The sequence below is a fragment of the Azospirillum sp. SYSU D00513 genome, from assembly GCF_017356015.1.
Classification (GTDB): Bacteria; Pseudomonadota; Alphaproteobacteria; order Azospirillales; family Azospirillaceae; genus Azospirillum.
This window is the reverse complement of the sequence record NZ_JAFIQV010000038.1, coordinates 29,058-49,348: the sequence shown is the minus strand read 5'-3', so window position 1 is coordinate 49,348 and position 20,291 is coordinate 29,058. Positions and strand designations below refer to the sequence as shown.

The window sequence follows — 20,291 nt, the reverse complement described above, 5'->3', positions numbered from 1 at the left end:
ATGCCGGCCGGGCCGCTGCCCGGTCCCGCCCAATATAGGGCCGCACCCCCGCGGGCCGCAATGCCGCGCGGCCCTCCCTCGTGCCACGGAACCCCGGCGAAGGCGGACGGTTACGGGATCCGACATTGCTTCCCCAAGCTGGAGTGGCGCCCATGGCCGCCTTTCGCGCTTCCCTCGACCCCGTCCCGAAGATGATCGCGGAACAGGCCCGGCCTCTTCCGGATCCGGACGATCCGGACTTCGCCGCCGCCTTCGACAGCCTGGGCGAGGCGCGGGTCGTCCTGCTGGGCGAGGCGTCGCACGGCACGTCGGAGTTCTACCGGGCGCGGGCGGCGATCACCCGGCGGCTGGTGGAGAAGCACGGCTTCACCATCATCGCGGTGGAGGCCGACTGGCCGGACGCAGCGCATCTCGACGCCTTCATCCGCGGGGGGCTGCGCCCCTCCCAGGCGGACGGGCCGCCCTTCGGCCGCTTCCCGACCTGGATGTGGCGCAACGAGGAGGTCGCCGCCCTGATCGGCTGGCTGCGCGCCCACAACGAGACGGTTCCTGAGATGGAGCGCAAGGCCGGCTTCTTCGGCCTCGACCTCTACAGCCTCAACAGCTCCACCCAGGCGGTGCTGGCCTATCTCGAGCGCATCGACCCGGAGACCGCGAAGGAGGCGCGCCGCCGCTATTCCTGCTTCGAGCCCTGGCTGCGCCGGCCGGAGGTCTACGGCCACATGACGATGGCCGAGGGCTTCGGCTTGTGCGAGGACGGCGTGCTGAAGGTGCTGCGCGACCTGCTGGAAAAGCAGCTCGACTACATGCGGCAGGGCGGTACCGCCTATTTCGACGCAGCGCAGAACGCCCGCGTCGTCGCCTCGGCGGAACGCTACTACCGCTCCATGTACCGGTCGGACGATGATTCCTGGAACCTGCGCGACACCCACATGGCCGACACGCTGGACGCGCTGCTGTCCTGGCGGCCGGACGGCAAGACGGCGCCGAAGGCGGTGGTCTGGGCGCACAACTCCCACATCGGCGACGCGCGCGAGACCGGCATGTCCGACCGGGGCGAGCTGAACCTGGGCCAGCTCTGCCGGGAGCGCCACGGCGACGCGGTGCGGCTGGTCGGCTTCGGCACCCACACCGGCACGGTGGCCGCCGCCACCGACTGGGACGACCCGATGGAGGTGAAGAAGGTGCTCCCCTCCCGTCCGGACAGCGTGGAGCGTCTGTTCCACGACAGCGGCCTGCCCCGCCTCGCGCTCGACCTGCGGGCCGCCCCGGAGGAACTGCGCGAGCTGCTCGCCACGCCGCTGCTGGAGCGCTACATCGGCGTCATCTACCGCCCGGAAACCGAGCGCTGGAGCCATTACGTCGAATCCCGCCTGTCGCGGCAGTTCGACCAGTATGTCTTCTTCGACCAGACCCGCGCCGTCACCCCGATCGCCGGCGCCGAGAAGGCGGGTGCGGCGGAAACCTACCCCTTCGGGCTGTGACGCATGCCGGCGCGGCGCCTCACCGCCGCGCCGGCTGAGGCCGCGCCGACTGGATCATCATCATCTCGCCGACATTCTCCGGCGTCACCAGCCCGACCAGCCGGCCCTCGCCGTCGGTGACGCCGACGGCGGGCAGCCGGTTCTCCTGCATGACGCGCAGGGCTTCCTCTAGATTGCCGCGGTTGCGGACGACGGGGATGTCGGTGCGCATCACCTCCAGCACGGGGGTGTCGGGGCCGCGCTCGCGCAGGGCGCGGATCATGTCGTCGCGCGTCAGCACGCCGCGCAGCCGCCCCGCCCCGTCCACCACCGGGAACTCGTGCTGGGTGGTGCGGATCAGGCACTGCACGGCGTCCTCCACGACGCTGGAGGGCGACAGGCTCTCGAATCGCGTGACCATGGCGTCGGACACGGCGACCCCGCGCGTGATCTCCCGCATCTGCACCGCGTGCGCCTCCGACGCGGCACCCAGATAGACGAAGAGCGCGATGAAGATCAGCAGGGGGTTGCCGAACAGGCCGAGCAGCCCGAGCCCGAAGGCCACCGCCTGACCGACCGAGGCCGCCATCTGCGTGCCCCGCCCATAGCCAAGCCGTGCCGCGAGGATCGCCCGCAGCACGCGCCCGCCGTCCATGGGAAAGGCCGGGATCAGGTTGAAGAGCGCCAGGAACAGGTTCACCGAGGCGAGCCGGGCCAGCATGTCCACGCCCGCGTTCTGGACCTCCATGCTCCCCGCTGGCAGGAAGCCGCCGAGCAGGAGATAGAGGATGCCGGCGATCACGATGTTCACGGCCGGACCGGCCAGCGCGATCACCAGCTCCTGCGACGGCTTTTCCGGGATGCGCTCCAGCCGCGCGACGCCGCCGATGGGCAGGAGCGTGATGTCCGGTGTCTGCACCCCGTAGCGCCGGGCTGCGAAGACATGGCCGAACTCGTGCAGCAGGACGCACAGGAACAGCAGCGCGATGAAGACGACGCCCTCCAGGGCCGCCTCCGCCCCGCCCTGCGCGTGGTGGGCGATGCCGATCCACAGCAGGAACAGCAGGAAGGTGATGTGGATGCGGATCACCGTGCCCTTCACGGTGCCGATGGGGATCGACCAGTTCATCGCGCGTCTCGCCCTTTGAGTCTCGCCCTTTGAGGGAAGTAAGGCGGGAACAGGCGGAAAACAGGAACGATCCGTCACGATGGCTTGAGCGGAGCTTGTTCGCCCCCGGCCCCCTCCCCACCGGAACCGTGACCGGACGGTCCTGTTGCGAAAAGGGAGGCATGGTGGAACGGAAAGGGCCTGCGCATGAGGATCAAGAAGCTGAATGACGGCGCCGAACGGGTCTTCGCGGTCGTCTTCCAGAGCGGGGAGGACCCCATGGCCGGCCTGACCGAGATGGCGCGGCAACGGGAGTTCAACGCCAGCAGCTTCACCGGGATCGGCGCCTTCCGCCGCGCCGTGCTGGGCTTCTTCGACCTGGACCGCTCCGACTACCACCGCATCCCGGTCGAGGAGCAGTGCGAGGTCGTGTCGCTGACCGGCAACATCGCGCTGGTGGACGGGGCGCCCAGCCTGCACATTCACGCCACGCTGGGCCGCCGTGACGGCAGCGCCGTGGTCGGCCACCTGCTGGAGGCGGAGGTGCGCCCGACCCTGGAACTCATCCTGACCGAACTGCCCGCCTGCATGGCCCGCCGCCGGGATCCTGCCACCGGCCTGCCGCTGCTGGCACCGTCGAACCTCGGCGACTGACCGGTCAGCCCGTCCGCATCAGCCGTTCGCGCGCCAGCCGGGCGCTGTTGTGGCGCAGGCCCGGCGGCCTGGTGCGCAGATAGGCGACCCGGAGCGAACGGGCCAGGGCGCCCAGCGCCGCGAGGCTGATCCCGGTGAGGATGGCGGCAGACGCCATGTGCTTTTCCGTGCCCGAGGACTGAAGCGTGTAGAGCAGCCCGAGGCCCGTCACCGTGAGAAGCAGCAATCCACCGCGAAAGGTCATCGACGACGCTCCGTCTCCACCAGCCTATTTGGAGACAATGCGAACGCGATGGTGCGGTTTCCAGGCCGGCTCAAGCGGTAACGCGCATGAGGCTGTTCGGGACCGGAGAATCGGTGGCGGGTCCTACTCCGCATGACCGGGATCCGACGTTCGGACGGGAGCGGCGGGCCGCAGGCCGCTCCCGTCCGCCGCCCCCATCAGCCGAAGGTGCTCACTCTTTCTGGATGCCGGCGGCCTGGACGATGTCGGCCCACTTCTTGGTTTCCGACTGGACGAGCGCCGCCAGCTCCTCCGGCGTGCTGGTGGTCGGCTCGATGCCGGCGTTGTTGAGGCGGGCCGCCGAGTCCTTGTCCTTGATCGCGGCGGTGAAGGCGGCGTGCAGCTTCTCGATGACGGGCTTGGGCGTGCCGGCCGGCACGAAGGCGGCGAACCAGGCGGTCAGCTCGTAGCCGGGAACGCCGGCCTCGGCCATGGTCGGCAGCTCGGGCGCCAGCGCGGCGCGGCGAGCGCCGGAGACGGCGAGACCCTTGGCCTTGCCGGCGCGCACGTGCGGCAGGGTGGTGGCGAGATCGGCGAAGACCAGCGAGATCTGGCCGCCCAGCAGATCCTGGATCGCCTGCGGGTTGCTCTTGTAGGGCACGTGCAGCATCTCGATGCCGGTCATGCTCCGCACCATCTCCGCCGCGATTCGCGACGAGCTGGAGCCGCTGCCGAAGGAGAGTTGGCCGGGGTTGGCCTTGGCGTGGGCGACCAGCTCCTGGACCGTGTTGGCCGGCACCGAGGGATTGGCGATGAAGGCCAGCGGGATGTCGCCCAGCTTGGTCACCGGCGCGAAGTCCTTCACCGGGTCGTAGGACATGGTCTTCATCATGTTCTGGTTGGCGGCGTGGGTGGTGTTCGTCGCCATCAGAACCGTGTAGCCGTCCGGCGCGGCGCGCGCGACCTGCGAGGCGGCGATGGAGCCGTTGGCGCCGGGGATGTTCTCCACCACGATAGACTGGCCGAGGGTCTGGGACATGTGCTGGCCCAGCACGCGCGCCAGCGTGTCGGTCGCGCTGCCGGCGGCGAAGGGGACGAGGAAGCGGACGGACTTCTCCGGGTAAGTGGCCTGCGCCCCGGCCGTGCCGGCCGCCGTCACCGCCGCGAGGGCGATGGCCCCCGCCATGATGGTCCTGAACATGTGTCTTCTCCCTAGGGTGCTTTCGTTTTTCGGATGAATGTTTTTCAAAGGCCGGTGCCGGTCTCCAGCTCCATCTCCAGCAGTTCGGAGCTGAGGCACTTGCCGTGCGGATCGATGGCGAGCGAGGTGGTGACCCCGCCCCCCAGCGCGCCGGTGCAGACGAACTGAAGGGCGGGCAGGTTCGGCAGCTCGTGGCGCGTCACTTCCCCCCGGATGGTCCGGCCCAGGAAAGCCTTCACGGCCTCGGCGGTGACCTCCCGGCACAGCAGCGGGTAGTCGGCCTCGTCGAAGGGGATCAGCGACAGGGTGGAGGTGTCGCCCTTGTCCCCGGCGCGGCAATGGGCGATGTCGTGCAGGCGGAACTTCATGGCGCGGTCCGGATGAGGGTGACGCCGGGGCGGGCCTTGCCGCGCGGCAGCAGGGTGGACACGATCCCGACCGTCTCCTGCGCGTGGCGGCGGGTGCCGCCGCCGCCGGCCGGCCCGTTGGTCAGCATGGCCTCGACCTCGCGGCCGATCTCCTCGGCCTCGGCCAGGGTGGTGGCGCGTCCGGCCACGCGCAGGCGGTATTCGCGGGTGGGCTCCGCCCCCTCCAGGAAGCCGTAGCGGTAGGCCTCGCCGCCCAGGCATTCGATGCGGAATTCGGAGAAGCCATGGGCCAGCCGCCGGTGCAGCACCGCGCCGGCCTGGCGCGCGCGGGCCAGCGCGTTGGCGCCGCAGTAGGAGATCTCCCCCTCCCCGACATAACCGGCGTGATAGCCGACGCTGACCTTCAGCGTGTCCGGCCGGGTCCGCCCGGTCCCGCCGCTGACCTCCACCCGGTCCCCGCCCAGCGGGCGGATGCGGATGGCGCGGAAGTCGGCGGTCACGTCGGGGGTGAGATAGCCGCCGGGATCCGTGACCTCGTAGAGGAGCTGTTCCTTGACCGTGCCCGCGGTGATCAGCCCGCCCGTCCCCGGCAGCTTGCCCAGCACGCAGCGTCCGTCCGGCTCCACCTCGGCGAAGGGGAAGCCCAGATCCTCCAGCCCCTCGACCTCCTTGCGGCCGGGGTCGGCGAAATAGCCGCCGGTGACCTGCCCGCCGCATTCCAGGAGATGGCCGATGGCCGTCGCCTGCCCGATGCGCGCGGCGTCGGCCAGGTCCCAGCCGAAGTGATGGGCGAGCGGGGCGACGACCAGGGAGGGGTCGGCGACGCGGCCGGTGATCACGATGTCGGCCCCGGCCTCCATCCCCGGCAGAATGGCATCGGCGCCGAGATAGGCGTTGGCCGACAGGATGCGCCCGTAACCCGACAGCGGGCGGCCGTCTTCCATGGAGGGCGCCTCCGGGTCCAGTTCGGACAGGACGTCGTCCCCCGTCACCACCGCGATGGTGAGGTCGAGCCCCATTTCCCCCGCCATCCGCGCGGTCAGCCTTCCGGCCGCCAGAGGGTTCGCGGAGCCCATGTTGGTGACGAGGCGCGTTCCCTTCACCCTCAACAGCGGCAGCAGGGGGCGCAGGCGCCGTTCGAGCAGCGGGTCGTAACCGGCCTCCGGATCATGCAGCCGGCGCTTCTGGCCGAGCGCGATGGTGCGCTCCGCCAGACACTCCAGCACCAGATAGTCCAGCCCGCCCTCTTCGAGCAGCCGGACCGCCGGCTCCAGGCGATCGCCCCCGAAGCCGGCCCCGCAACCGATCCGCACCATCTTCCGGCCGCACTCCCGCTGGTCATGGACGTATTGTTCGTCGGGCAGATTATTGCGCTAACCTTCATAGGTGAATTGAAAAATTCTGATATCAGCGATAAAGAACCGTTATGAACGTGAACCTGCGTCAGGTCCGGGCCTTCATCGTCACGGCGCGCTTCGCCAGCTTCACGCGGGCGGCGAACCTGCTGAACCTGTCCCAGCCGGCGCTGACGGTGCAGATCCGCCAGCTCGAACAGTCGCTCGGCGTGCGCCTCTTCGACCGCAACACGCGGTCGGTGGAGCTGACGCGGGTCGGCCGGGATCTGCTGCCGGCGCTGGAACGGCTGCTCGGCGATTTCGACGCGGTGGTGGAGAGCGCGCGGGAGATGGCCGCCCTGCGGTCCGGCAGCGTCTCCATCGCCGCCCTGCCCTCCGTCGCCGCCACCGTCCTGCCGCCGCTGATCGCGGAGTTCCGGGCGGCGCATCCCCGGATCCGGGTTCAGATTCGCGACGGCGTCGGGCGCCGCATCAACGCCCTGGTGCAGGAAGAGGCGGTGGATTTCGGCATCGGCGCCGACATCGAGCCGGAGGCCGGGCTGGAGACCGTCCGGCTGTTGGGCGACGAACTGCTGGCCGTCCTGCCGCCGGACCACCGGCTCTGCGCGGCCGAGCGCCTCACCCTGGAGGAGTTGGCGGCCGAGCCGCTGATCCTTACCAATCCTGAGAGCACCGTGCGCTATCTGGCGAACCGCGCCTTCGCCGAACGGAACCTGCTGATCGCGCCGGCCTACGAGGTCACCTACATGAGCACCGCCGTCGGCCTCGTCCGCGCCGGTCTGGGCATCGCACTGCTGCCCTCCACGGCGATCGAACTGTCGCTCGCCCCGGCCATCGCCCTGCGCCCGGTGGACACGCCGGCCCTGCGGCGCTCCATCGCGCTGGTTCTGAAGGCCGGCCGCTCCCTGTCGCCCGCCGCCCAGGCCTTCCGGGAGATGCTGACGGCGCGGGTGGACGCCCAGGCTTGACGGCGTCCGGGAATCGGCCAATATGAAAAATGCATCTATGGTGCTCATAACGATCTGTTTGCCGGCCTGGGCTTTTCGAGCTTTCATCCGGCAGGCGGATCGAAGTCTTCAGAGGCCTGCCGTCTGCTACCGGCGGGCCTCGCTCTTTTGACGAAACCGTGGTGTTTTTGAAACCGCAGTGTTTTGTGACTGTCTCTCTACAGCGTCGCGTCCCCGGCATCCGGCTTCGGCCGGTCGATCTCTGGCTGCAACTCTGTCTGCCCGTCCTCGACCGAGCGGCCGGCAGGCTGGGCGTCGGATTGATCGAGGGCGCCGTCGTCGGGCATGGGGCGGTCCGGGCCGCCGACGCCCGGCTGCATGGCGCGCTGGTCCTGCTCGACCGCGTGGTCCTTCCGTTCGTCCGTCATCGGCTGTCCTCTCCTGTCGTGCCTTCCCCTTTCAACGGGGCAGCAACGGAGGCATCACGCCGGGCGGATCAGGGTGGAACCTGGTAGGGCGTGTCGAGCGCCGCGCGGATGGACTCCGCGGTCTTTCGGCCGAAGCCGCGGACTTTGGCGATGTCGGCCGTGTCCGCCGCAAAGACCCCGCGCACGGTGCCGAAGCGCTGGAGGAGGGAGCGCGCCTTGGCGCGGCCGATGCCGGGCAGGCCGCTGACGATGTATTCGGCGAGAAGGCGCGGGTCGGCCGGCTTGCCGGGGCGGAGCGCCAGGTCCTGGCGGCCGTCCTGAAGCCGCTTGGCCATGGACAGCAGCAGATCCGCCGTTTCCTGGAGGCTCTGCGTCCGCAGGACGGTGGCGCCCTCGACCATGGCGAGATGGCTGATGGCACCGGTGATCACCTTCGGCTCCAGCGCGACGTGGCCGTCGTAGGGGTTGCCCTCGATGATCCAGACGACCTTCTCGTAGCTCGCGCGCAGCTTGGCCGCCTGCTCGGCGAAGCGTCCGTCGAGGAGCGAGGCGACGAAATCGCCGCCGGCCTTGCGTTCGACGGCGGCGCTCGGACCGATCAGGTAGTCGCCAACGTCGAGCAGGCCGGCCTCGACCTCCACGGCGCTGCCGTCCACGCTCTTGGTCGCGCGGAGCAGGTTGATCAGTTCTGCGGGCTCGTGGCTGTCGGCGACGATGCGCATGGGGGTTCCGGTGCCGGTGGCGGTCGCAATAAGCACAACCGCGCCGGGACCGGAACGTCGCGCGGACCCTACCGGTCGTCGCGGGGCTTGCGCGGCGGCCAGCCCATGGCGTTGCGTTCCCCGGCGCGCGCCGGGGGACGGGACGCGGTGGCACCCTGCGGGCCGGGCGCCGGAGCCACGCCCTTCGCGGCGACGTCGCCGAGCAGTCCGAGCGCCCGGCGCTTTTCCGCCATGCCCTCCCCCAGCCCGGCGAGCGCCCAGAGGTCGGCCACATAGATGCGGGCCGCGGCCAGCAGCGCGTTCGGCCCCGAGGCGCCGGTGACGCGGCTGGCCGCCGAGGCGAAGCGGCGGCGCTCGTCGGCGTCGGTCCGCGCCGCCTCCTCGATGACCGCCATGGCCGCCGCGCGCGACCGGGGATCGTCGAGCGCTGCCAGCGCGTCATCGCCGAGATTCCGCTCGCGGCCGCGCGGCGTCGGAGACGCGGAGGCCTTGGACGGCATGCCCCGGTTGGGGCGGGGCTGCATCGGGGAGCGGGGCGGAGGTGACATTCTGAAACTCATGATCGCGGATGATTCTGGCGTGCTGGGTAACCCCGGTCCGGGGCCTTTGTTGCCGGGCGGCGGCCCGTGCCGGGCCGCCCTGGCCCGTCGGCCTATCCCATCGGAACGCGTGGCGGCGTCACCCCCGCACCCTGTTGGGATGAGGGTGCCGGATGCCCGGCCGGCGGGCCGACGGTCATAGGGGCCAAGCGCCGGCACATCAACCTTTTTCCACCGCCGGCATCGTTGCCGCCGGCCTGTCCCAGCCCGATGCCTCAAGCCAGGAGTGCGCCGCATGGCCCGCGTCACCGTCGAAGATTGCGTCCTTCACGTCCCGAACCGGTTCGATCTGGTCATGGTGGCGGCCCAGCGCGCCCGGCATCTCGCCGGCGGGGCCGCCCCGTCGCTCGACCGCGACAACGACAAGAACCCGGTCGTCTCCCTGCGGGAGATCGCCGAGCAGACCGTGTCGGTGGAGGAGCTTCGCAACGCACTGATCAAGGGCCATCAGCGCAGCGTCGAGCCGGACCAGCCGGAGGAGGAAATCGCGGAGCTGATGGCGAGCGAGCATGACTGGGCCGCCCGCACCGACAACTCCCTGGACGGCGACGACGCCATGGGCGACCGCGAGGAGGACCTGACCGAGGACGAGGACATGCTGTCTGAGATGGATGGCAATCCGGGCGCCGCCTTCGACATGACCGAGGAGGACGTGGTCGGTCAGGACGCCGACGGCGACGTCGGCCCCTGATCCGCCCCCTCTTACGCGGCGCGGGTTCCGCGCCGCTTGCGGTCGCGGCGGCGGCCGAACCGGTGGATGGTGTCCATGAGATCGCCCAGATCGGCGGCGCCCTCGACGTCGCCGAAATGCAGAAGCTCGCGGATGTAGGTGTCCAGGACGATCAGGATCGCCTGCTCGTCCGTCACGCCATGGGCCGGGCGGCCCAGCGCGTCCACCATCAGCGTCCCGCAATCGGCGAGCGTCTCGGCCACCTCGTTGATGGCCCGGTCCAGCGCGACCTCGTCGCCTTCGAGCACGGTCAGGACCGGCTCCAGCAGTTCGGACAGGGACAGTTGGTTGGCAGCGAATTCCGCCATGATGCACTCCGTAGCGCGTCGCGGCGGCCCGTCCGGTTTCGCCCGGCTCAGGCCGCCTTCAATTCCAGTGTGGCCGGTTCAGGCTTGGCCGGTCCGGCCCCGCTCAGGAGGGCGCGGGCCTGGTCCATGGCCGTGGTCAGGTCGGGGCAATGCGCCCGGGCGCGCCCCTCGACGAGAACGACCCAGTTGCTGAGGAAGCCGTCCGCCTCGTAGACGAGCCGGACGTCCTGGCCGGTGCCCTCCGCCCTCAGCAGGCGCGGGGTTTCGAACGACCAATGCAGGGATGTGGACATGATCCGCCTCCTTCGCGGATGCGTCGGTTCAGGATGCGCCCGCCTCAGGCGGCGAGGCGCACCGGTTCTTCGGTCCTGGCGGCGGCTTTCCCGCTGGCCTCATCGGCCGCGGGCAGGCCGGCCCAGGCGACCAGCTCCTGGCCGTTGTTGGCGAGGCGCTTGGGCTCGATGCGGCCGACGACCGCCGTGCCCTCGCGGGCCAGGCGCAGGATGTCGCCGTCCTCCGGGATCAGCGCGCGCTCGGCGCCGCAGTCGCGGGCGAGACGGGCGTGCGCCTCCAGATGCTCGATGGTGCCGTGGACCGGAACCGCGAAGCGCGGCCGGACCAGCCCGTACATGCGGCGCAGGTCGTCCCGCTTCGGGTGGCCCGAAACGTGGACCGGCGCCTCGGCCGGGGTCAGCACCTCAACCCCGATGCTGCGCAGATGGTTCTGCACGCTGCCCAGAGCCTCCTCGTTGCCGGGGATGGCGCGGGCGGAGAAGATCGCCGTGTCGCCGCGCTCCAGCCAGAGGTCGCGGTGGTCGTTGCGGGCGAGCCGGCTCAAGGCCGCCCGCTCCTCGCCCTGGCTGCCGGTGCAGAGCAGGACGAGGTTGCGGCGGTCGGTCCAGGCCGCTTCCTGCACGCTGATGAACTCCGGCACATGGTCCAGATAGCCGCAGGCCCGCGCCGCCTTCTCCATGCGCAGCATGGAGCGGCCGACCAGCACGACCTTGCGGTCGTTGGCCGCGGCGGCCTCGGCGACGGCGGTCATGCGCGCCACGTTGCTGGCGAAGCCGGTCACGGCAATGGCCCCCTTGCGTCCCGCGAAGGCCTGGATCAGACCCTCACGCGCGTCGGCCTCGGAGCCGGTGCTGCCCTCGACGTTCGCGTTGGTGCTGTCGCAGAGCATCGCCAGCACGCCTTCGTCGCCGAGGCGCTTCAGCGCCGCGATGTCCGTGGGACGGCCGACCAGCGGGTTCGGGTCGAACTTCCAGTCGCCGGTGTGCAGCACCGTGCCCGCCGGGGTCCGGATGGCGAGCGCCATCGGTTCGGGGATCGAGTGCGTCACGGCGATGGTCTCGACCTGGAAGGGGCCGAGCTTGAGGGTGTCGCCGATCGTGAAGCTCCGCACGCGGACCTCGCGCAGGGTGCCGGCCTCCTTGAAGCGGTCACGGATGACGTGCGCCGCGAAGGGGCTGGCGTAGATCGGGCAGCGCAGGCGCGGCCACAGATGGTGGATGGCGCCGATGTGGTCCTCGTGCGCGTGGGTCACGACCATGCCCACCACGTCCTCGATCCGCTCCTCGATGAAGGTCGGATCGGCCATGAGGGAGTCAATGCCCGGTGCCTCGTCGCGCATGAAGGCGACACCGGCATCCACGATCAGCCATTTTCCGGCATGGCCGTAGAGCGCCATGTTCATGCCGATGCGCGAGCAACCGCCCAACGGAAGGAACAGGATCTCGTCGGTGCCCGGGACGGGGCCGCCCGTCGGGCGGCGTCCGCCGCCCTGGTGCGGGCCGCGCGGGTGGGATTGCGACGTCGTGCGTTGCTGGCGCAGACGGTCGTTCGGCGCCATGCGGCGCCGCTTCTGTTGGTGGGTCATTCGTCTTGGTCTTCGATCAACCGGCATTCGACGCTGCCGGGCGGGCGTGCATCGCTCGTCGATGCGGAAGCTCGTTTTTGAAAGGGGTCCTCCCCGGCCATGCCGGCGGCGCCAGGACGCGGGGAGGCATCAAGGCGGCCAGCCGAACAGGCCAGGGAGGAGGGGGACCTCTCCAGCCCCGCCGGCGGCGCCAGGATCGCGGGAGGGACGATCGAGGCGACCGGCGCGTGCGGGGCCGGAGAGGAACGCTGAGGCGCGCGGTTGTCGGCGCGCCAATGGGTGTGTCTGGGAAGTCGTCCTGCCGCCGGCTCATCGCCGCGACAAGGATATATGTAAGAACGCGGTGTCGGTTTTCAAGAGCGCTTTAGGATCTTGTCCAGGGAGCTGTTCCGAAACAGTTCAATGAACGCACTGTTTTATTCAGGATGATGCCTGATGTTTCTGATGCGAGCGGCGCGGTTGCTGGAATTGTTCTTCCCCTATCCGCAGCCATCGGGCCGTTGTCGCGGGGAAACACCTAGATGGGCATCGCAATGGCGGGAACAAGGGGCGGAACCAATCCTTCCTGTCCGGTTATGTGCGTGTCACCGCGACACCGACCGGGAGCCACGGCCGCCATGATCCGCCCCGCCACCGCCGCCGACCTGCCGTCGCTGACCGACACCATCCGGCGCGCCTGGATCTTCGCCTATGGGCAGATCCTGCCCTTCGACGTGATCCAACGCTGGGCCTGCGAGGACTGGAGCGGCAACCAGGCCGCGGAGCAGTGGCCGGAGATCACGGTCTACGAGCATGAGGGCCGCGCCGTGGGCATGGTGCGGACGGAGGGACCGGACATCTCCGACCTGTTCGTCCACCCCTCCTGCCACCGCCGGGGCATCGGCACGGCACTGCTCCGCCACGCGGAGGCCCGCGTCGCGGCGGATGGGTACGAGGACGCCGAGGTCGGCGTGGTGGACGGGAACCTGACCGCCCTCTCCTTCTACGGTGCCCAGGGCTACGCCCGGCTCCGGGTGGAGGGGGAGACGGTGCCCGGCGAGGAGGCGGCCATTTTCATCCTCGCCAAGCGCCTGCGCTGAACTCAGAGGCCCTTGCGGAGCGCCGGCAGCACACGGCTTCCGAAGGCCTCGATGAACTCGGCCTGGTTGGTGCCGACATGGTGCAGGTGCAGCTCCGAAAAGCCCAGGGCCGCGAACTCGGCGAGCCAGCCCGCATGCCGTTCCGCGTCGGTTGAAATGAGAACGCTCTCCCGCATGTCCTCCGGCCTTATGAAGCGCGTGGCCATGTCGAAGTCCTGCGGCGTGCGCAGGGTCCAGTTCACGTCGCCGCCGATGGCGTTGGCCCGCCACTGGTCGTGCGCCTGCCGCAGGGCCTCCTCCTCCGTCGCCGCCCAGGACAGCCCCACCTGGAGGAACAGCGGCTTGCCCTCCCCGCCGCCGCGCCGGAAGGCCTCGATCACCTTGCGCAGCTGGTCCGGCTTGGCGCTGACCGTCAGCAGCCCGTCGGCCCAGCCGCCCAGCCATTCCGCCGTCTGCTCGGTCACCGCGGCACCGACCAGCAGGGGCGGCGTCTCGGGCCGGGTGTAGAGCTTGGCCTCGACCACGTCGATGCGGCCGCGGTGCGTGACCGTCTCGCCCGCGAAGAGCGCGCGGATCACGTCGGCGCATTCGCGCATCCGCGCGTTGCGCTCCGGCTTGTCCGGCCAGGGCAGGCCGGTCATGTGCTCGTTGATGGCCTCGCCGCTGCCGAGTGCCAACCAGAAGCGGCCCGGATACATCTGGCAGAGCGTCGCGGCCGCCTGTGCCAGGATCGCCGGGTGATAGCGGTAGCCCGGCGCCGAGATCACCCCGAAGGGCAGCCGCGTCGCCTCCATCGCCGCTCCCAGCCAGGACCATGCGAATCCCGACTGCCCCTGCCGCTCGCTCCAGGGGTGGAAATGGTCCGACGACATGACCGCGTCGAACCCCGCCGCCTCCGCCAGCCGGACCCAGCCCAGCAGGTCCCTCGGCGTGAACTGCTCGTGCGACGCGTGATAGCCTATGCGCACCATGTCCCACTTCCCCCTGTCCGTTCCGCCAGCCGCGTGAGGCGCACGGAGAACCGGGCGGGAGTGGGACGGGTTCCGTCAGAGGCGGCCGCGCATGGCCTCAACTCAGACAGCGTTTTCGAAATCGTCGGTCAACCGCTCCTCCGTTGTGAGGAACCACTGAACGAATGGGTCTGGTGGAAGGGAAATCGGGGCGAGTGTGCTCGCTCTTTCCGGACGGATCCGGAAGCGCATTCGACGTTTCCGTGCTGAAGACGGGGCTTGTCGTGGGGGCATCGGACACAGGCTCCGCGATGGGTTTGAGAATAAGGCACAATTTCTCAGCAGCAGCTTGCCGCGACGCCCTCCCCGGTGTCCGTGTCGAAGGGCAGGCTGCCGCCGCAGCCGGGAAACAGGCCGAAATGGCGGTCCCAGTCGCCCAGGAAATCGAAATGGTCGCGGAAGCGGGTCTCGTTCAGCATGCGGTAAGTGTTGCCGCAGACCGGGAAGATGCGGCCCGCGTCGATCAGGTGGTGCTTGTCGAGCGGGAACTGCCTGGGGTGCTGCGGGATGGTGCCCTTGTAGCGAACGGCCTGCCCGTAATCCTCGCAGGCCGGCTCCAGCCCCTCCAGCTTGAACAGCCGGTATGTGGCCGAGAAGAAACGGATCGGGGCGACGCGCTCGGCCAGTTCGGCGTTGCCCAGCGTGATGGGGCGGTCCTCCACGAGGCGCGGGTCGAGGAAGCCGCAGGCCTTCGCCAGATTGACGAAATCGTTCCAGTAGAGCGCCCCGCTGAGGCATTCGCCGTAGAGGACCGGGTCGTCGCGGAGCGGCTTCGGCACGCGCCGGTCGGAGTAGACGTCGGCGAAATACAGCTCCCCGCCGGGCTTCAGCACCCGCCGGGCCTCGCGCAGGACGCTTTCCTTGTCGGGCGACAGGTTGATGACGCAGTTGGAGACGATCACGTCGAAGCTGTTGTCGGGCAGACCCAGCTCGCCCAGCCGCTCGATGTAGCCGAGCCGGAAATCGACGTTGCTGCGGGCGTGGCCGAAGGCCCGCCGGTGGTGGTCGCGGTGCCGCTCGGCGATGGCGACCTGCGCCTCGGTCATGTCCACGCCGGTGACGGCGCCGGATTCGCCGACGAGCGCCGACAGCAGGAAGCAGTCGCGCCCCGACCCGCTGCCGAGGTCGAGCACCCGCATCCCGTCGAGCAGCGGCGGGCAGACCAGCCCGCAGCCGTAATAATGGCTCACCACCTCCTCGTGCAGCTTCGCCATCAACGGCTTCAGGTGGGCCGGCGGCTCGGTGCTGCAGCAGGCGTTGGTCTTGAGGTCCGCCGTGCCCTGGAGGGTCTCGCCGTAATAGCTTTTCACGACATCGTGCATGCTGTCCCCTCTTCGGGCTGAACGGATCGGGCTGAACGGATCGGGCTGAACGGTTTGGCGGCGGACCGCCGTCCGCTGGAAGCTACCCTTTTTCAAGGGCCAAGGCGACGGCCCGTTCCCCGCCGGTTTTCTCAAAGGCCTAAAGGGCGCGCTCCTCCTCGTGCCGGCGCGCGGGGCTGCCGATGGCCGCCATCAGCTCCGCATCCTCGCCGATGCCGGCGTTGGGCGTGGTCAGCAGCGTGTCGCCGTAGAAGATCGAGTTCGCCCCGGCCAGCAGGCAGAGGATCTGCGCCTCGCGGTTCAGGGCGGAACGTCCGGCGGAGAGGCGCACCGTGCTGGCCGGCAGGACGAGCCGGGCGGCCGCGACCATGCGGACCAGCTCCAGCGGGTCGATCCGGCGGCTGCCCGCCAGCGGCGTGCCCGCGACCGGCACCAGCGCGTTGATCGGCACGCTTTCCGGGTGCGGTTCGAACCCCGCCAGCACCTGGAGCATGGAGGCGCGGTCCCGCACCGTCTCGCCCATGCCGATGATCCCGCCGCAGCACAGCTCGATCCCGCAGGCCCGCACCGCCGCCAGCGTCCTCAGCCGGTCCTCGTAGGTCCGGGTGGTGGTGATGCGGCCGTAATATTCGGGGCTGCTGTCGAGGTTGTGGTTGTAGGCGGTCAGCCCGGCCTCGGCGAGGCGTTGCGCCTGGTGCGGCTGGAGCATGCCCAGCGTGACGCAGGCCTCCATCCCGAGCCCGCGCACGCCCCGCACCATCTCCAGCACGGCGTCGAACTCCGCGCCGTCGCGGACCTCCCGCCAGGCGGCGCCCATGCAGAAGCGCTCAGCACCGGCGGCCTTGGCGCGGGCCGCCAGGGCGACCACGCCGTCGGGGTCCATCAGCTTGGCGCGGTCGAGATCCACCTCGCGGTGGTGGGCCGACTGGGGGCAGTAGGCGCAGTCCTCCGGGCAGCCGCCGGTCTTGATGCTGAGAAGGCTCGCCTTCTGCACCGCGTTCGGGTCGTGGTGCCGGCGGTGCACCGCGTTGGCGCGGCCGACCAGTTCGAGCAGGGGCAGCTCGTGAAGGTCCGCGATCTCCTCCACCGTCCAGTCGTGGCGGATCACCCCGTCCCGCGCGGTCATGAGCGCAGGCCCCGGAACCGGCCGAGGGTGGCGGGCAGCAGGGCCGCCCCTGCCGCGACGACGCCGATCTTCAGGAGGTCGCCGAGGATGAAGGGAAAGAAGCCGAGCGCAAGCAGCCGGTCGCCCGGCACGAAGACCGCCAGGCAGGCAAGGCCCAGCCCATAGACCGGAAGGAGTCCGGCGAGCATGGCGCCGAGCCGTCCCGCCGTGCCCCGCCCCTCGGCGAGCCGGCCAGCCAGCCAGGAGGCGACGAGATAGCCCAGCAGATAGCCGCCGGTCGGCCCGGCCATGTAGGCGATGCCGATCCCGTTGGCCGGCGTGCCGGAGAAAACGGGAAGGCCGGCCGCCCCGGCCCCGAGATAGGCCAGGAAGATCGAAACCGCCAGGAACGGCCCGAGGGCGACGGCGAAGCCCATGACCGCCAGCGTGTGCAGGGTCATCGGGACGGGCCAGAAGGGCACCTGAGTCTTGGCGCTGAGCGTCATGAGCGCGACGCCGGCCAGGACGGTCAGGCCGAACCGGGCGGCGGATGAAAGCCGGCTTCTGGTCGGCCATGGAACGGCGGAGAGCATGGATCGATTCCTCCAGTGGAGGCCGGTGCAGCGATTATAGATAAACGGCCCGGCCCATTTTCGGATTGCGCCATACGATCTATAAAAATTCAAGAATGGATTGGGCGCGTGCGGACAGGGTTGTGCCTTCATGGGGCAGCGACCCTGCTCCTCAGACCTGAAAACGTTGGCATTTCAAATCTCTACGTTGAGAACGGAAGGATGATGCCATTCCCAGTCTGGCGATGAATTATAGATAAAATGTCCCCTAGCCTGCGTTCGCATGAGCAAGCCGTGGCGAATCGCCGTCAGCCGACGATGGCGAAAGTCTCGCGCGTCTTGCCGGAAGGGGTCTTGACCGGGCGCTTGCCGATCCACTGGACGTGGCGCGCCAGGGTGGCGGCGGCGGCATCGAGCTGCCCCTGGCGAAGGGATGCGAGGATGGCGCGGTGGTCGTGGTCGGTGCGCGCCTCCCACTCGGCGTGCCAGGTGGCGAAGAGGAATCGCGCGCTGGCGGCGTGGAGGTCGTCGATGGAGGCGAGAAGGCGCGGCATGGCGCAGGGGGCGAGGATCAGCCGGTGGAAGGCCCGGTTCGCCTCCTCCCAGGAGCGCACGTCGCGGGCCGTGTCGCCGGCCCGCGTCGCCTCCTCCGCGGCATCGAGGATGGCGGCGGTCAGGTGGGGTGCGGCGTGGCGCAGGGCCAGCACCTCCAGCGCGGCGCGCATTTCCGCGACCTCCCGCACCTCGCGCAGGTCGAAGGCGGCGACGCGAACGCCCCGGCGCGGCTCGCTGACCGCGAGACCCTGCGCCTCGAGCCTCCGGAAGGCCTCGCGCACCGGCACATGGCTCGTCCCGAACTCCTTGGCGACATGGTCCTGCCGCAGCCGGGCACCCGGCTCGATCGCGCCCAGGATGATGCGGTCAGCCAACTCCCGGCTGATCCGCCCCGCGATCGTGTCGTCCGTGTCCTTCGCCATGATCCATAGATAATCGGCGGGCGGCGGGCCTGTCGAGCGCGGCGTGGCTGGGCGTGATGCGGTGGCCTTCTACGTCGGCATGGCGCTTACGACACCCTGCGCCAACTGCAACGCCCTGTCGGCCTGATCGGCCGTGAAGGGCTGATCAAGACAGTAATCCGCGGATCGGCGAAGCTGCCAGAGTTCCAGGATCGCGCGCCGCGCGTGAGCTATGAAGCGCGGCTGTGCCGGGTTGGAAGCGGTCTCCTTGAAGCGGGACCGGATTACCTTGTGGTCTGCCTCGTACCCGGCCGGATCGAGTTGAAACTGCCGAGCGGAGACATGGTAGACGGCGTAATAGCAAGCGTGCGCGGCAAGGCGCCAATCCGCTTCGTTCTGATCGTCACTTTGCAGAAGACGCTCGGCCGATATGACCAAGTCATCAGGCGGCATCGGCTCTTCGCTCGTAGCGGATTATGACGCGCCCTGACAACTCCGGACAGCGTGCCTCGACCCCCATATGAACGAGTCTTTCTTTATCCGCGTAAGCGCGATGGGGTCGCTCAATGCCCGGTTCCACAGGGATTTTCACCACATGGACGGTTTCGCCCTCGATGGTCTCCGTCTCAACGCAGCAGGGCACGTTGAAGATGGCCTCGGCCGAATTCTTGTAGGCCTCGGCTGCCGACTTGTCCCTCGCCGCATCGTCCTGTTGCCGGACAGCCTCGCTTTGCTGCCGGGGAGACGCTTCGAGCGCTTCATCGAGTTTTGAAGGATGTCCCATGAAACAAAAGGTGCCGCTTACCTACAGGAGAGTCAATGGGCGTGCATGCACTTGCATGACCGGAAGGGACGACACCACGCCAGCGCCGCCCCTTCCCTAACCAAACCGGAAACCGCCGGCCCTACTCGGCCTTGCCGAAGCCCTTCATGACGTCCGCCATGGTTTCGTAGGTGCCCTCGGGCATCCCTTCGATGGCCTTCAGCACCTCGCCGTCGGCGCCCTGCTTCTTCGCGTGCTGCACGAGGTCCGGCTTTTCCGCCGGGAAGTCGATGCCTTTCAGGTGGTGGGTCACGTTGATCGGTGACTGGCCGCCGTTGCCTTGGGTCATGATGGAAACTCCTTTGTCAGTGGTTGTGTGAGAAGCCGATGGAAAGGCCTTCGGGTCTCAGTCGATGCGGATCACCACCTTGCCGACATGTGCCGCACTCTCCAGGTGGCGGTAGGCGTCGTGCGCGCGGTCGAAGGGGAAGACGGTGTCGATCACTGGGCGCAGCCGGTGCAGTTCGATCGCGCGGTTCATCGCCTCGAACATCTGGCGGGAGCCGACATAGATGCCGCGCACGGTGACGCCGGCGCCCATGATCATGGTCGGGTCCATTTGCCCGCCGCTCAGAACGCCGATCAGATGGACCCAGCCGCCGAGCCGGCAGGAGGCGATGGAGCGCGGCAGCGTGCCGGCCCCGCCGACCTCCACGACGTGGTCGACGCCGCGCCCGCCGGTCAGCCGCCGCACCTCCGCCTCCCAGTCGGGATGCCGCCGGTAGTTGACGCCCTCGGCGGCCCCGAGATCCCGCGCGCGCTGGAGCTTTTCGTCGGACGAGGAGGTGGCGATCACGCGGGCGCCAGCGGCGTGGGCGAACTGCAGCGCGAAGATCGACACGCCGCCGGTCCCCAGCACCAGCACCGTCTCGCCCGCTTGCAGGGGCTTCGCCCCGTACAAGGCGTTCCAGGCGGTGACCGCGGCGCAGGGCAGCGACGCGCCCTCCTCGAAGGACAGGTGGTCCGGCAGCGGCACCAGCCCCTGCTGGTCGAACAGGCGGTATTCCGCCAGCACGCCGTCGATGGCGCCGCCCAGCGCCGTGGCGCGGTCCTCGACCGTGATCTCGCCGCCGATCCAGCCTTGCATGAAGATGCCGGCCACCCGGTCGCCGCGCTTGAAGCGCGTCACCTCCGGGCCGGCCTCCACCACCTCGCCGGCCCCGTCCGACAGCGGGATCAGGTCCGGCGGGATGCTGCTCAGCCGGTATTTCCCCTTGGCGACGGAGAGGTCCCGGTAGTTCAGCGAGGCCGCCCGCATCCGGACCAGAACCTGTCCGCGCCCCGGCTTCGGCCGTTCGGCCTCGGCCAGCGTCAGGTCGTCGATGCCCCCGGTCGTGGCAAAGCGATAGACACGCATGCACCATCCTTCTCGAAACGGAACCGCACCCCCTCAACAGGCGGGATCGGCGATTCAGCGCCTCGAACCGAGAATCGGCATG

At 69.5% G+C, this 20,291-nt stretch carries 25 protein-coding genes; 6 read left to right on the top strand and 19 right to left on the bottom strand.

Going from position 1 to position 20,291, the window contains the following annotated elements; all coding sequences use genetic code 11:
• The first annotated feature begins 152 nt into the window (after nt 1-152).
• Nucleotides 153-1,484, top strand: coding sequence for an erythromycin esterase family protein (locus JUB11_RS24240; RefSeq protein WP_207461361.1), 1,332 nt, complete (start codon nt 153-155; stop codon nt 1,482-1,484).
• Between the two features lie 19 nt (nt 1,485-1,503).
• Here the strand turns inward: JUB11_RS24240 and JUB11_RS24235 are convergent, their stop codons facing one another.
• The gene (locus JUB11_RS24235) at nt 1,504-2,592 is read right to left on the bottom strand and encodes a site-2 protease family protein (protein ID WP_207461360.1); all 1,089 of its coding nucleotides are present in this window, start codon (nt 2,590-2,592) and stop codon (nt 1,504-1,506) included.
• A 186-nt stretch (nt 2,593-2,778) separates the two neighbouring features.
• On the opposite strand from JUB11_RS24235, the gene JUB11_RS24230 reads away from it, so the two are divergent.
• A complete protein-coding gene (locus tag JUB11_RS24230) occupies nt 2,779-3,225 on the top strand; it encodes a PPC domain-containing DNA-binding protein (RefSeq protein ID WP_207461359.1) in 447 nt (148 codons plus the stop codon).
• 4 nt (nt 3,226-3,229) lie between these two features.
• Here JUB11_RS24230 and JUB11_RS24225 read toward each other — a convergent pair whose 3' ends face one another.
• From JUB11_RS24225 to JUB11_RS24210, 4 genes are all read right to left on the bottom strand, one after another.
• A complete protein-coding gene (locus JUB11_RS24225) occupies nt 3,230-3,469 on the bottom strand; it encodes a hypothetical protein (protein WP_207461358.1) in 240 nt (79 codons plus the stop codon).
• 211 nt (nt 3,470-3,680) lie between these two features.
• Nucleotides 3,681-4,649: a tripartite tricarboxylate transporter substrate binding protein gene (locus JUB11_RS24220; RefSeq protein WP_207461357.1), complete on the bottom strand. Its 969-nt coding sequence runs from the start codon at nt 4,647-4,649 to the stop codon at nt 3,681-3,683.
• Between the two features lie 44 nt (nt 4,650-4,693).
• Nucleotides 4,694-5,017, bottom strand: a complete 324-nt coding sequence (locus JUB11_RS24215; RefSeq protein ID WP_207461356.1) for a hypothetical protein — start codon at nt 5,015-5,017, stop codon at nt 4,694-4,696.
• Nucleotides 5,014-6,333: an acyclic terpene utilization AtuA family protein gene (locus JUB11_RS24210; protein WP_207461355.1), complete on the bottom strand. Its 1,320-nt coding sequence runs from the start codon at nt 6,331-6,333 to the stop codon at nt 5,014-5,016. Before JUB11_RS24210 ends, JUB11_RS24215 begins: the two co-directional genes overlap by 4 nt.
• A gap of 110 nt (nt 6,334-6,443) precedes the next feature.
• On the opposite strand from JUB11_RS24210, the gene JUB11_RS24205 reads away from it, so the two are divergent.
• Nucleotides 6,444-7,340, top strand: a complete 897-nt coding sequence (locus tag JUB11_RS24205; protein ID WP_207461354.1) for a LysR family transcriptional regulator — start codon at nt 6,444-6,446, stop codon at nt 7,338-7,340.
• 197 nt (nt 7,341-7,537) lie between these two features.
• Here the strand turns inward: JUB11_RS24205 and JUB11_RS24200 are convergent, their stop codons facing one another.
• The 3 genes from JUB11_RS24200 to JUB11_RS24190 all read right to left on the bottom strand — a co-directional run bounded on the left by JUB11_RS24200 (nt 7,538) and on the right by JUB11_RS24190 (nt 9,017).
• Nucleotides 7,538-7,747 carry a hypothetical protein gene (locus JUB11_RS24200; RefSeq protein WP_207461353.1) on the bottom strand — a complete coding sequence of 70 codons (210 nt, stop codon included), beginning with the start codon at nt 7,745-7,747 and terminating at the stop codon, nt 7,538-7,540.
• A 68-nt stretch (nt 7,748-7,815) separates the two neighbouring features.
• Nucleotides 7,816-8,469 (bottom strand): ERCC4 domain-containing protein, encoded by a 654-nt coding sequence (locus tag JUB11_RS24195; RefSeq protein ID WP_207461352.1) that lies wholly within the window; start codon nt 8,467-8,469, stop codon nt 7,816-7,818.
• A 68-nt stretch (nt 8,470-8,537) separates the two neighbouring features.
• A complete protein-coding gene (locus tag JUB11_RS24190) occupies nt 8,538-9,017 on the bottom strand; it encodes a hypothetical protein (protein WP_207461351.1) in 480 nt (159 codons plus the stop codon).
• 286 nt (nt 9,018-9,303) lie between these two features.
• Between JUB11_RS24190 and rpoZ the strand changes: the two genes are divergently transcribed.
• Nucleotides 9,304-9,759 carry a DNA-directed RNA polymerase subunit omega gene (gene rpoZ / locus JUB11_RS24185; protein WP_207461350.1) on the top strand — a complete coding sequence of 152 codons (456 nt, stop codon included), beginning with the start codon at nt 9,304-9,306 and terminating at the stop codon, nt 9,757-9,759.
• A gap of 11 nt (nt 9,760-9,770) precedes the next feature.
• On the opposite strand, the gene JUB11_RS24180 is transcribed toward rpoZ, so the two are convergent.
• From JUB11_RS24180 to JUB11_RS24170, 3 genes are read right to left on the bottom strand one after another with little or no spacing between them, the layout of a single operon-like run.
• A complete protein-coding gene (locus JUB11_RS24180; RefSeq protein WP_207461349.1) occupies nt 9,771-10,106 on the bottom strand; it encodes a hypothetical protein in 336 nt (111 codons plus the stop codon).
• A 47-nt stretch (nt 10,107-10,153) separates the two neighbouring features.
• Nucleotides 10,154-10,399, bottom strand: coding sequence for a hypothetical protein (locus JUB11_RS24175; RefSeq protein WP_207461348.1), 246 nt, complete (start codon nt 10,397-10,399; stop codon nt 10,154-10,156).
• A gap of 44 nt (nt 10,400-10,443) precedes the next feature.
• On the bottom strand, nt 10,444-11,985 hold the full coding sequence (locus JUB11_RS24170; protein WP_247887289.1) for a ribonuclease J: 1,542 nt from the start codon (nt 11,983-11,985) through the stop codon (nt 10,444-10,446).
• A gap of 617 nt (nt 11,986-12,602) precedes the next feature.
• Here JUB11_RS24170 and JUB11_RS24165 point away from each other — a divergent pair.
• On the top strand, nt 12,603-13,064 hold the full coding sequence (locus tag JUB11_RS24165) for a GNAT family N-acetyltransferase (RefSeq protein WP_207461347.1): 462 nt from the start codon (nt 12,603-12,605) through the stop codon (nt 13,062-13,064).
• Between the two features lie 2 nt (nt 13,065-13,066).
• On the opposite strand, the gene JUB11_RS24160 is transcribed toward JUB11_RS24165, so the two are convergent.
• The 6 genes from JUB11_RS24160 to JUB11_RS24135 all read right to left on the bottom strand — a co-directional run bounded on the left by JUB11_RS24160 (nt 13,067) and on the right by JUB11_RS24135 (nt 18,482).
• Nucleotides 13,067-14,035 carry a TIGR03885 family FMN-dependent LLM class oxidoreductase gene (locus tag JUB11_RS24160; protein WP_207461346.1) on the bottom strand — a complete coding sequence of 323 codons (969 nt, stop codon included), beginning with the start codon at nt 14,033-14,035 and terminating at the stop codon, nt 13,067-13,069.
• Nucleotides 14,036-14,352: 317 nt separating this feature from the next.
• A complete protein-coding gene (locus tag JUB11_RS24155; protein ID WP_207461345.1) occupies nt 14,353-15,396 on the bottom strand; it encodes a methyltransferase domain-containing protein in 1,044 nt (347 codons plus the stop codon).
• 139 nt (nt 15,397-15,535) lie between these two features.
• Entirely contained in the window at nt 15,536-16,522 is a 987-nt protein-coding gene (bioB, locus tag JUB11_RS24150) for a biotin synthase BioB (RefSeq protein WP_207461344.1), read from the bottom strand.
• Complete coding sequence (locus tag JUB11_RS24145; protein ID WP_207461343.1) at nt 16,519-17,094, bottom strand: biotin transporter BioY; 576 nt, start codon at nt 17,092-17,094, stop codon at nt 16,519-16,521. The genes bioB and JUB11_RS24145 overlap by 4 nt, the downstream gene beginning before the upstream one ends.
• A gap of 287 nt (nt 17,095-17,381) precedes the next feature.
• Nucleotides 17,382-18,050, bottom strand: a complete 669-nt coding sequence (locus JUB11_RS24140; protein ID WP_207461342.1) for a GntR family transcriptional regulator — start codon at nt 18,048-18,050, stop codon at nt 17,382-17,384.
• A 69-nt stretch (nt 18,051-18,119) separates the two neighbouring features.
• Nucleotides 18,120-18,482 (bottom strand): hypothetical protein, encoded by a 363-nt coding sequence (locus JUB11_RS24135; protein ID WP_207461341.1) that lies wholly within the window; start codon nt 18,480-18,482, stop codon nt 18,120-18,122.
• 67 nt (nt 18,483-18,549) lie between these two features.
• Between JUB11_RS24135 and JUB11_RS24130 the strand changes: the two genes are divergently transcribed.
• Nucleotides 18,550-18,801 (top strand): hypothetical protein, encoded by a 252-nt coding sequence (locus tag JUB11_RS24130; RefSeq protein ID WP_207461340.1) that lies wholly within the window; start codon nt 18,550-18,552, stop codon nt 18,799-18,801.
• 133 nt (nt 18,802-18,934) lie between these two features.
• On the opposite strand, the gene JUB11_RS24125 is transcribed toward JUB11_RS24130, so the two are convergent.
• Nucleotides 18,935-19,141 (bottom strand): DUF2795 domain-containing protein, encoded by a 207-nt coding sequence (locus JUB11_RS24125; protein ID WP_207461339.1) that lies wholly within the window; start codon nt 19,139-19,141, stop codon nt 18,935-18,937.
• Between the two features lie 57 nt (nt 19,142-19,198).
• Nucleotides 19,199-20,209 (bottom strand): NAD(P)-dependent alcohol dehydrogenase, encoded by a 1,011-nt coding sequence (locus JUB11_RS24120; RefSeq protein ID WP_207461338.1) that lies wholly within the window; start codon nt 20,207-20,209, stop codon nt 19,199-19,201.
• Nucleotides 20,210-20,291 lie beyond the last annotated feature (82 nt).

Excerpts from the sequence above, each read along its gene's own strand:
- bioB (WP_207461344.1), bottom strand. The coding sequence starts at position 16,522 with ATGACCGCGCGGGACGGGGTGATCCGCCACGACTGGACGGTGGAGGAG.
- JUB11_RS24240 (WP_207461361.1), top strand. The coding sequence starts at position 153 with ATGGCCGCCTTTCGCGCTTCCCTCGACCCCGTCCCGAAGATGATCGCG.
- JUB11_RS24125 (WP_207461339.1), bottom strand. The coding sequence starts at position 19,141 with ATGACCCAAGGCAACGGCGGCCAGTCACCGATCAACGTGACCCACCAC.
- JUB11_RS24205 (WP_207461354.1), top strand. The coding sequence starts at position 6,444 with ATGAACGTGAACCTGCGTCAGGTCCGGGCCTTCATCGTCACGGCGCGC.
- JUB11_RS24220 (WP_207461357.1), bottom strand. The coding sequence starts at position 4,649 with ATGTTCAGGACCATCATGGCGGGGGCCATCGCCCTCGCGGCGGTGACG.
- JUB11_RS24200 (WP_207461353.1), bottom strand. The coding sequence starts at position 7,747 with ATGACGGACGAACGGAAGGACCACGCGGTCGAGCAGGACCAGCGCGCC.
- JUB11_RS24195 (WP_207461352.1), bottom strand. The coding sequence starts at position 8,469 with ATGCGCATCGTCGCCGACAGCCACGAGCCCGCAGAACTGATCAACCTG.
- JUB11_RS24160 (WP_207461346.1), bottom strand. The coding sequence starts at position 14,035 with ATGGTGCGCATAGGCTATCACGCGTCGCACGAGCAGTTCACGCCGAGG.
- JUB11_RS24235 (WP_207461360.1), bottom strand. The coding sequence starts at position 2,592 with ATGAACTGGTCGATCCCCATCGGCACCGTGAAGGGCACGGTGATCCGC.
- JUB11_RS24155 (WP_207461345.1), bottom strand. The coding sequence starts at position 15,396 with ATGCACGATGTCGTGAAAAGCTATTACGGCGAGACCCTCCAGGGCACG.
- JUB11_RS24175 (WP_207461348.1), bottom strand. The coding sequence starts at position 10,399 with ATGTCCACATCCCTGCATTGGTCGTTCGAAACCCCGCGCCTGCTGAGG.
- JUB11_RS24165 (WP_207461347.1), top strand. The coding sequence starts at position 12,603 with ATGATCCGCCCCGCCACCGCCGCCGACCTGCCGTCGCTGACCGACACC.
- JUB11_RS24230 (WP_207461359.1), top strand. The coding sequence starts at position 2,779 with ATGAGGATCAAGAAGCTGAATGACGGCGCCGAACGGGTCTTCGCGGTC.
- JUB11_RS24210 (WP_207461355.1), bottom strand. The coding sequence starts at position 6,333 with ATGGTGCGGATCGGTTGCGGGGCCGGCTTCGGGGGCGATCGCCTGGAG.
- JUB11_RS24130 (WP_207461340.1), top strand. The coding sequence starts at position 18,550 with ATGAACGAGTCTTTCTTTATCCGCGTAAGCGCGATGGGGTCGCTCAAT.
- JUB11_RS24120 (WP_207461338.1), bottom strand. The coding sequence starts at position 20,209 with ATGCGTGTCTATCGCTTTGCCACGACCGGGGGCATCGACGACCTGACG.
- JUB11_RS24225 (WP_207461358.1), bottom strand. The coding sequence starts at position 3,469 with ATGACCTTTCGCGGTGGATTGCTGCTTCTCACGGTGACGGGCCTCGGG.
- JUB11_RS24180 (WP_207461349.1), bottom strand. The coding sequence starts at position 10,106 with ATGGCGGAATTCGCTGCCAACCAACTGTCCCTGTCCGAACTGCTGGAG.
- JUB11_RS24190 (WP_207461351.1), bottom strand. The coding sequence starts at position 9,017 with ATGTCACCTCCGCCCCGCTCCCCGATGCAGCCCCGCCCCAACCGGGGC.
- JUB11_RS24215 (WP_207461356.1), bottom strand. The coding sequence starts at position 5,017 with ATGAAGTTCCGCCTGCACGACATCGCCCATTGCCGCGCCGGGGACAAG.
- rpoZ (WP_207461350.1), top strand. The coding sequence starts at position 9,304 with ATGGCCCGCGTCACCGTCGAAGATTGCGTCCTTCACGTCCCGAACCGG.
- JUB11_RS24135 (WP_207461341.1), bottom strand. The coding sequence starts at position 18,482 with ATGCCGCCTGATGACTTGGTCATATCGGCCGAGCGTCTTCTGCAAAGT.
- JUB11_RS24145 (WP_207461343.1), bottom strand. The coding sequence starts at position 17,094 with ATGCTCTCCGCCGTTCCATGGCCGACCAGAAGCCGGCTTTCATCCGCC.
- JUB11_RS24170 (WP_247887289.1), bottom strand. The coding sequence starts at position 11,985 with ATGACCCACCAACAGAAGCGGCGCCGCATGGCGCCGAACGACCGTCTG.
- JUB11_RS24140 (WP_207461342.1), bottom strand. The coding sequence starts at position 18,050 with ATGGCGAAGGACACGGACGACACGATCGCGGGGCGGATCAGCCGGGAG.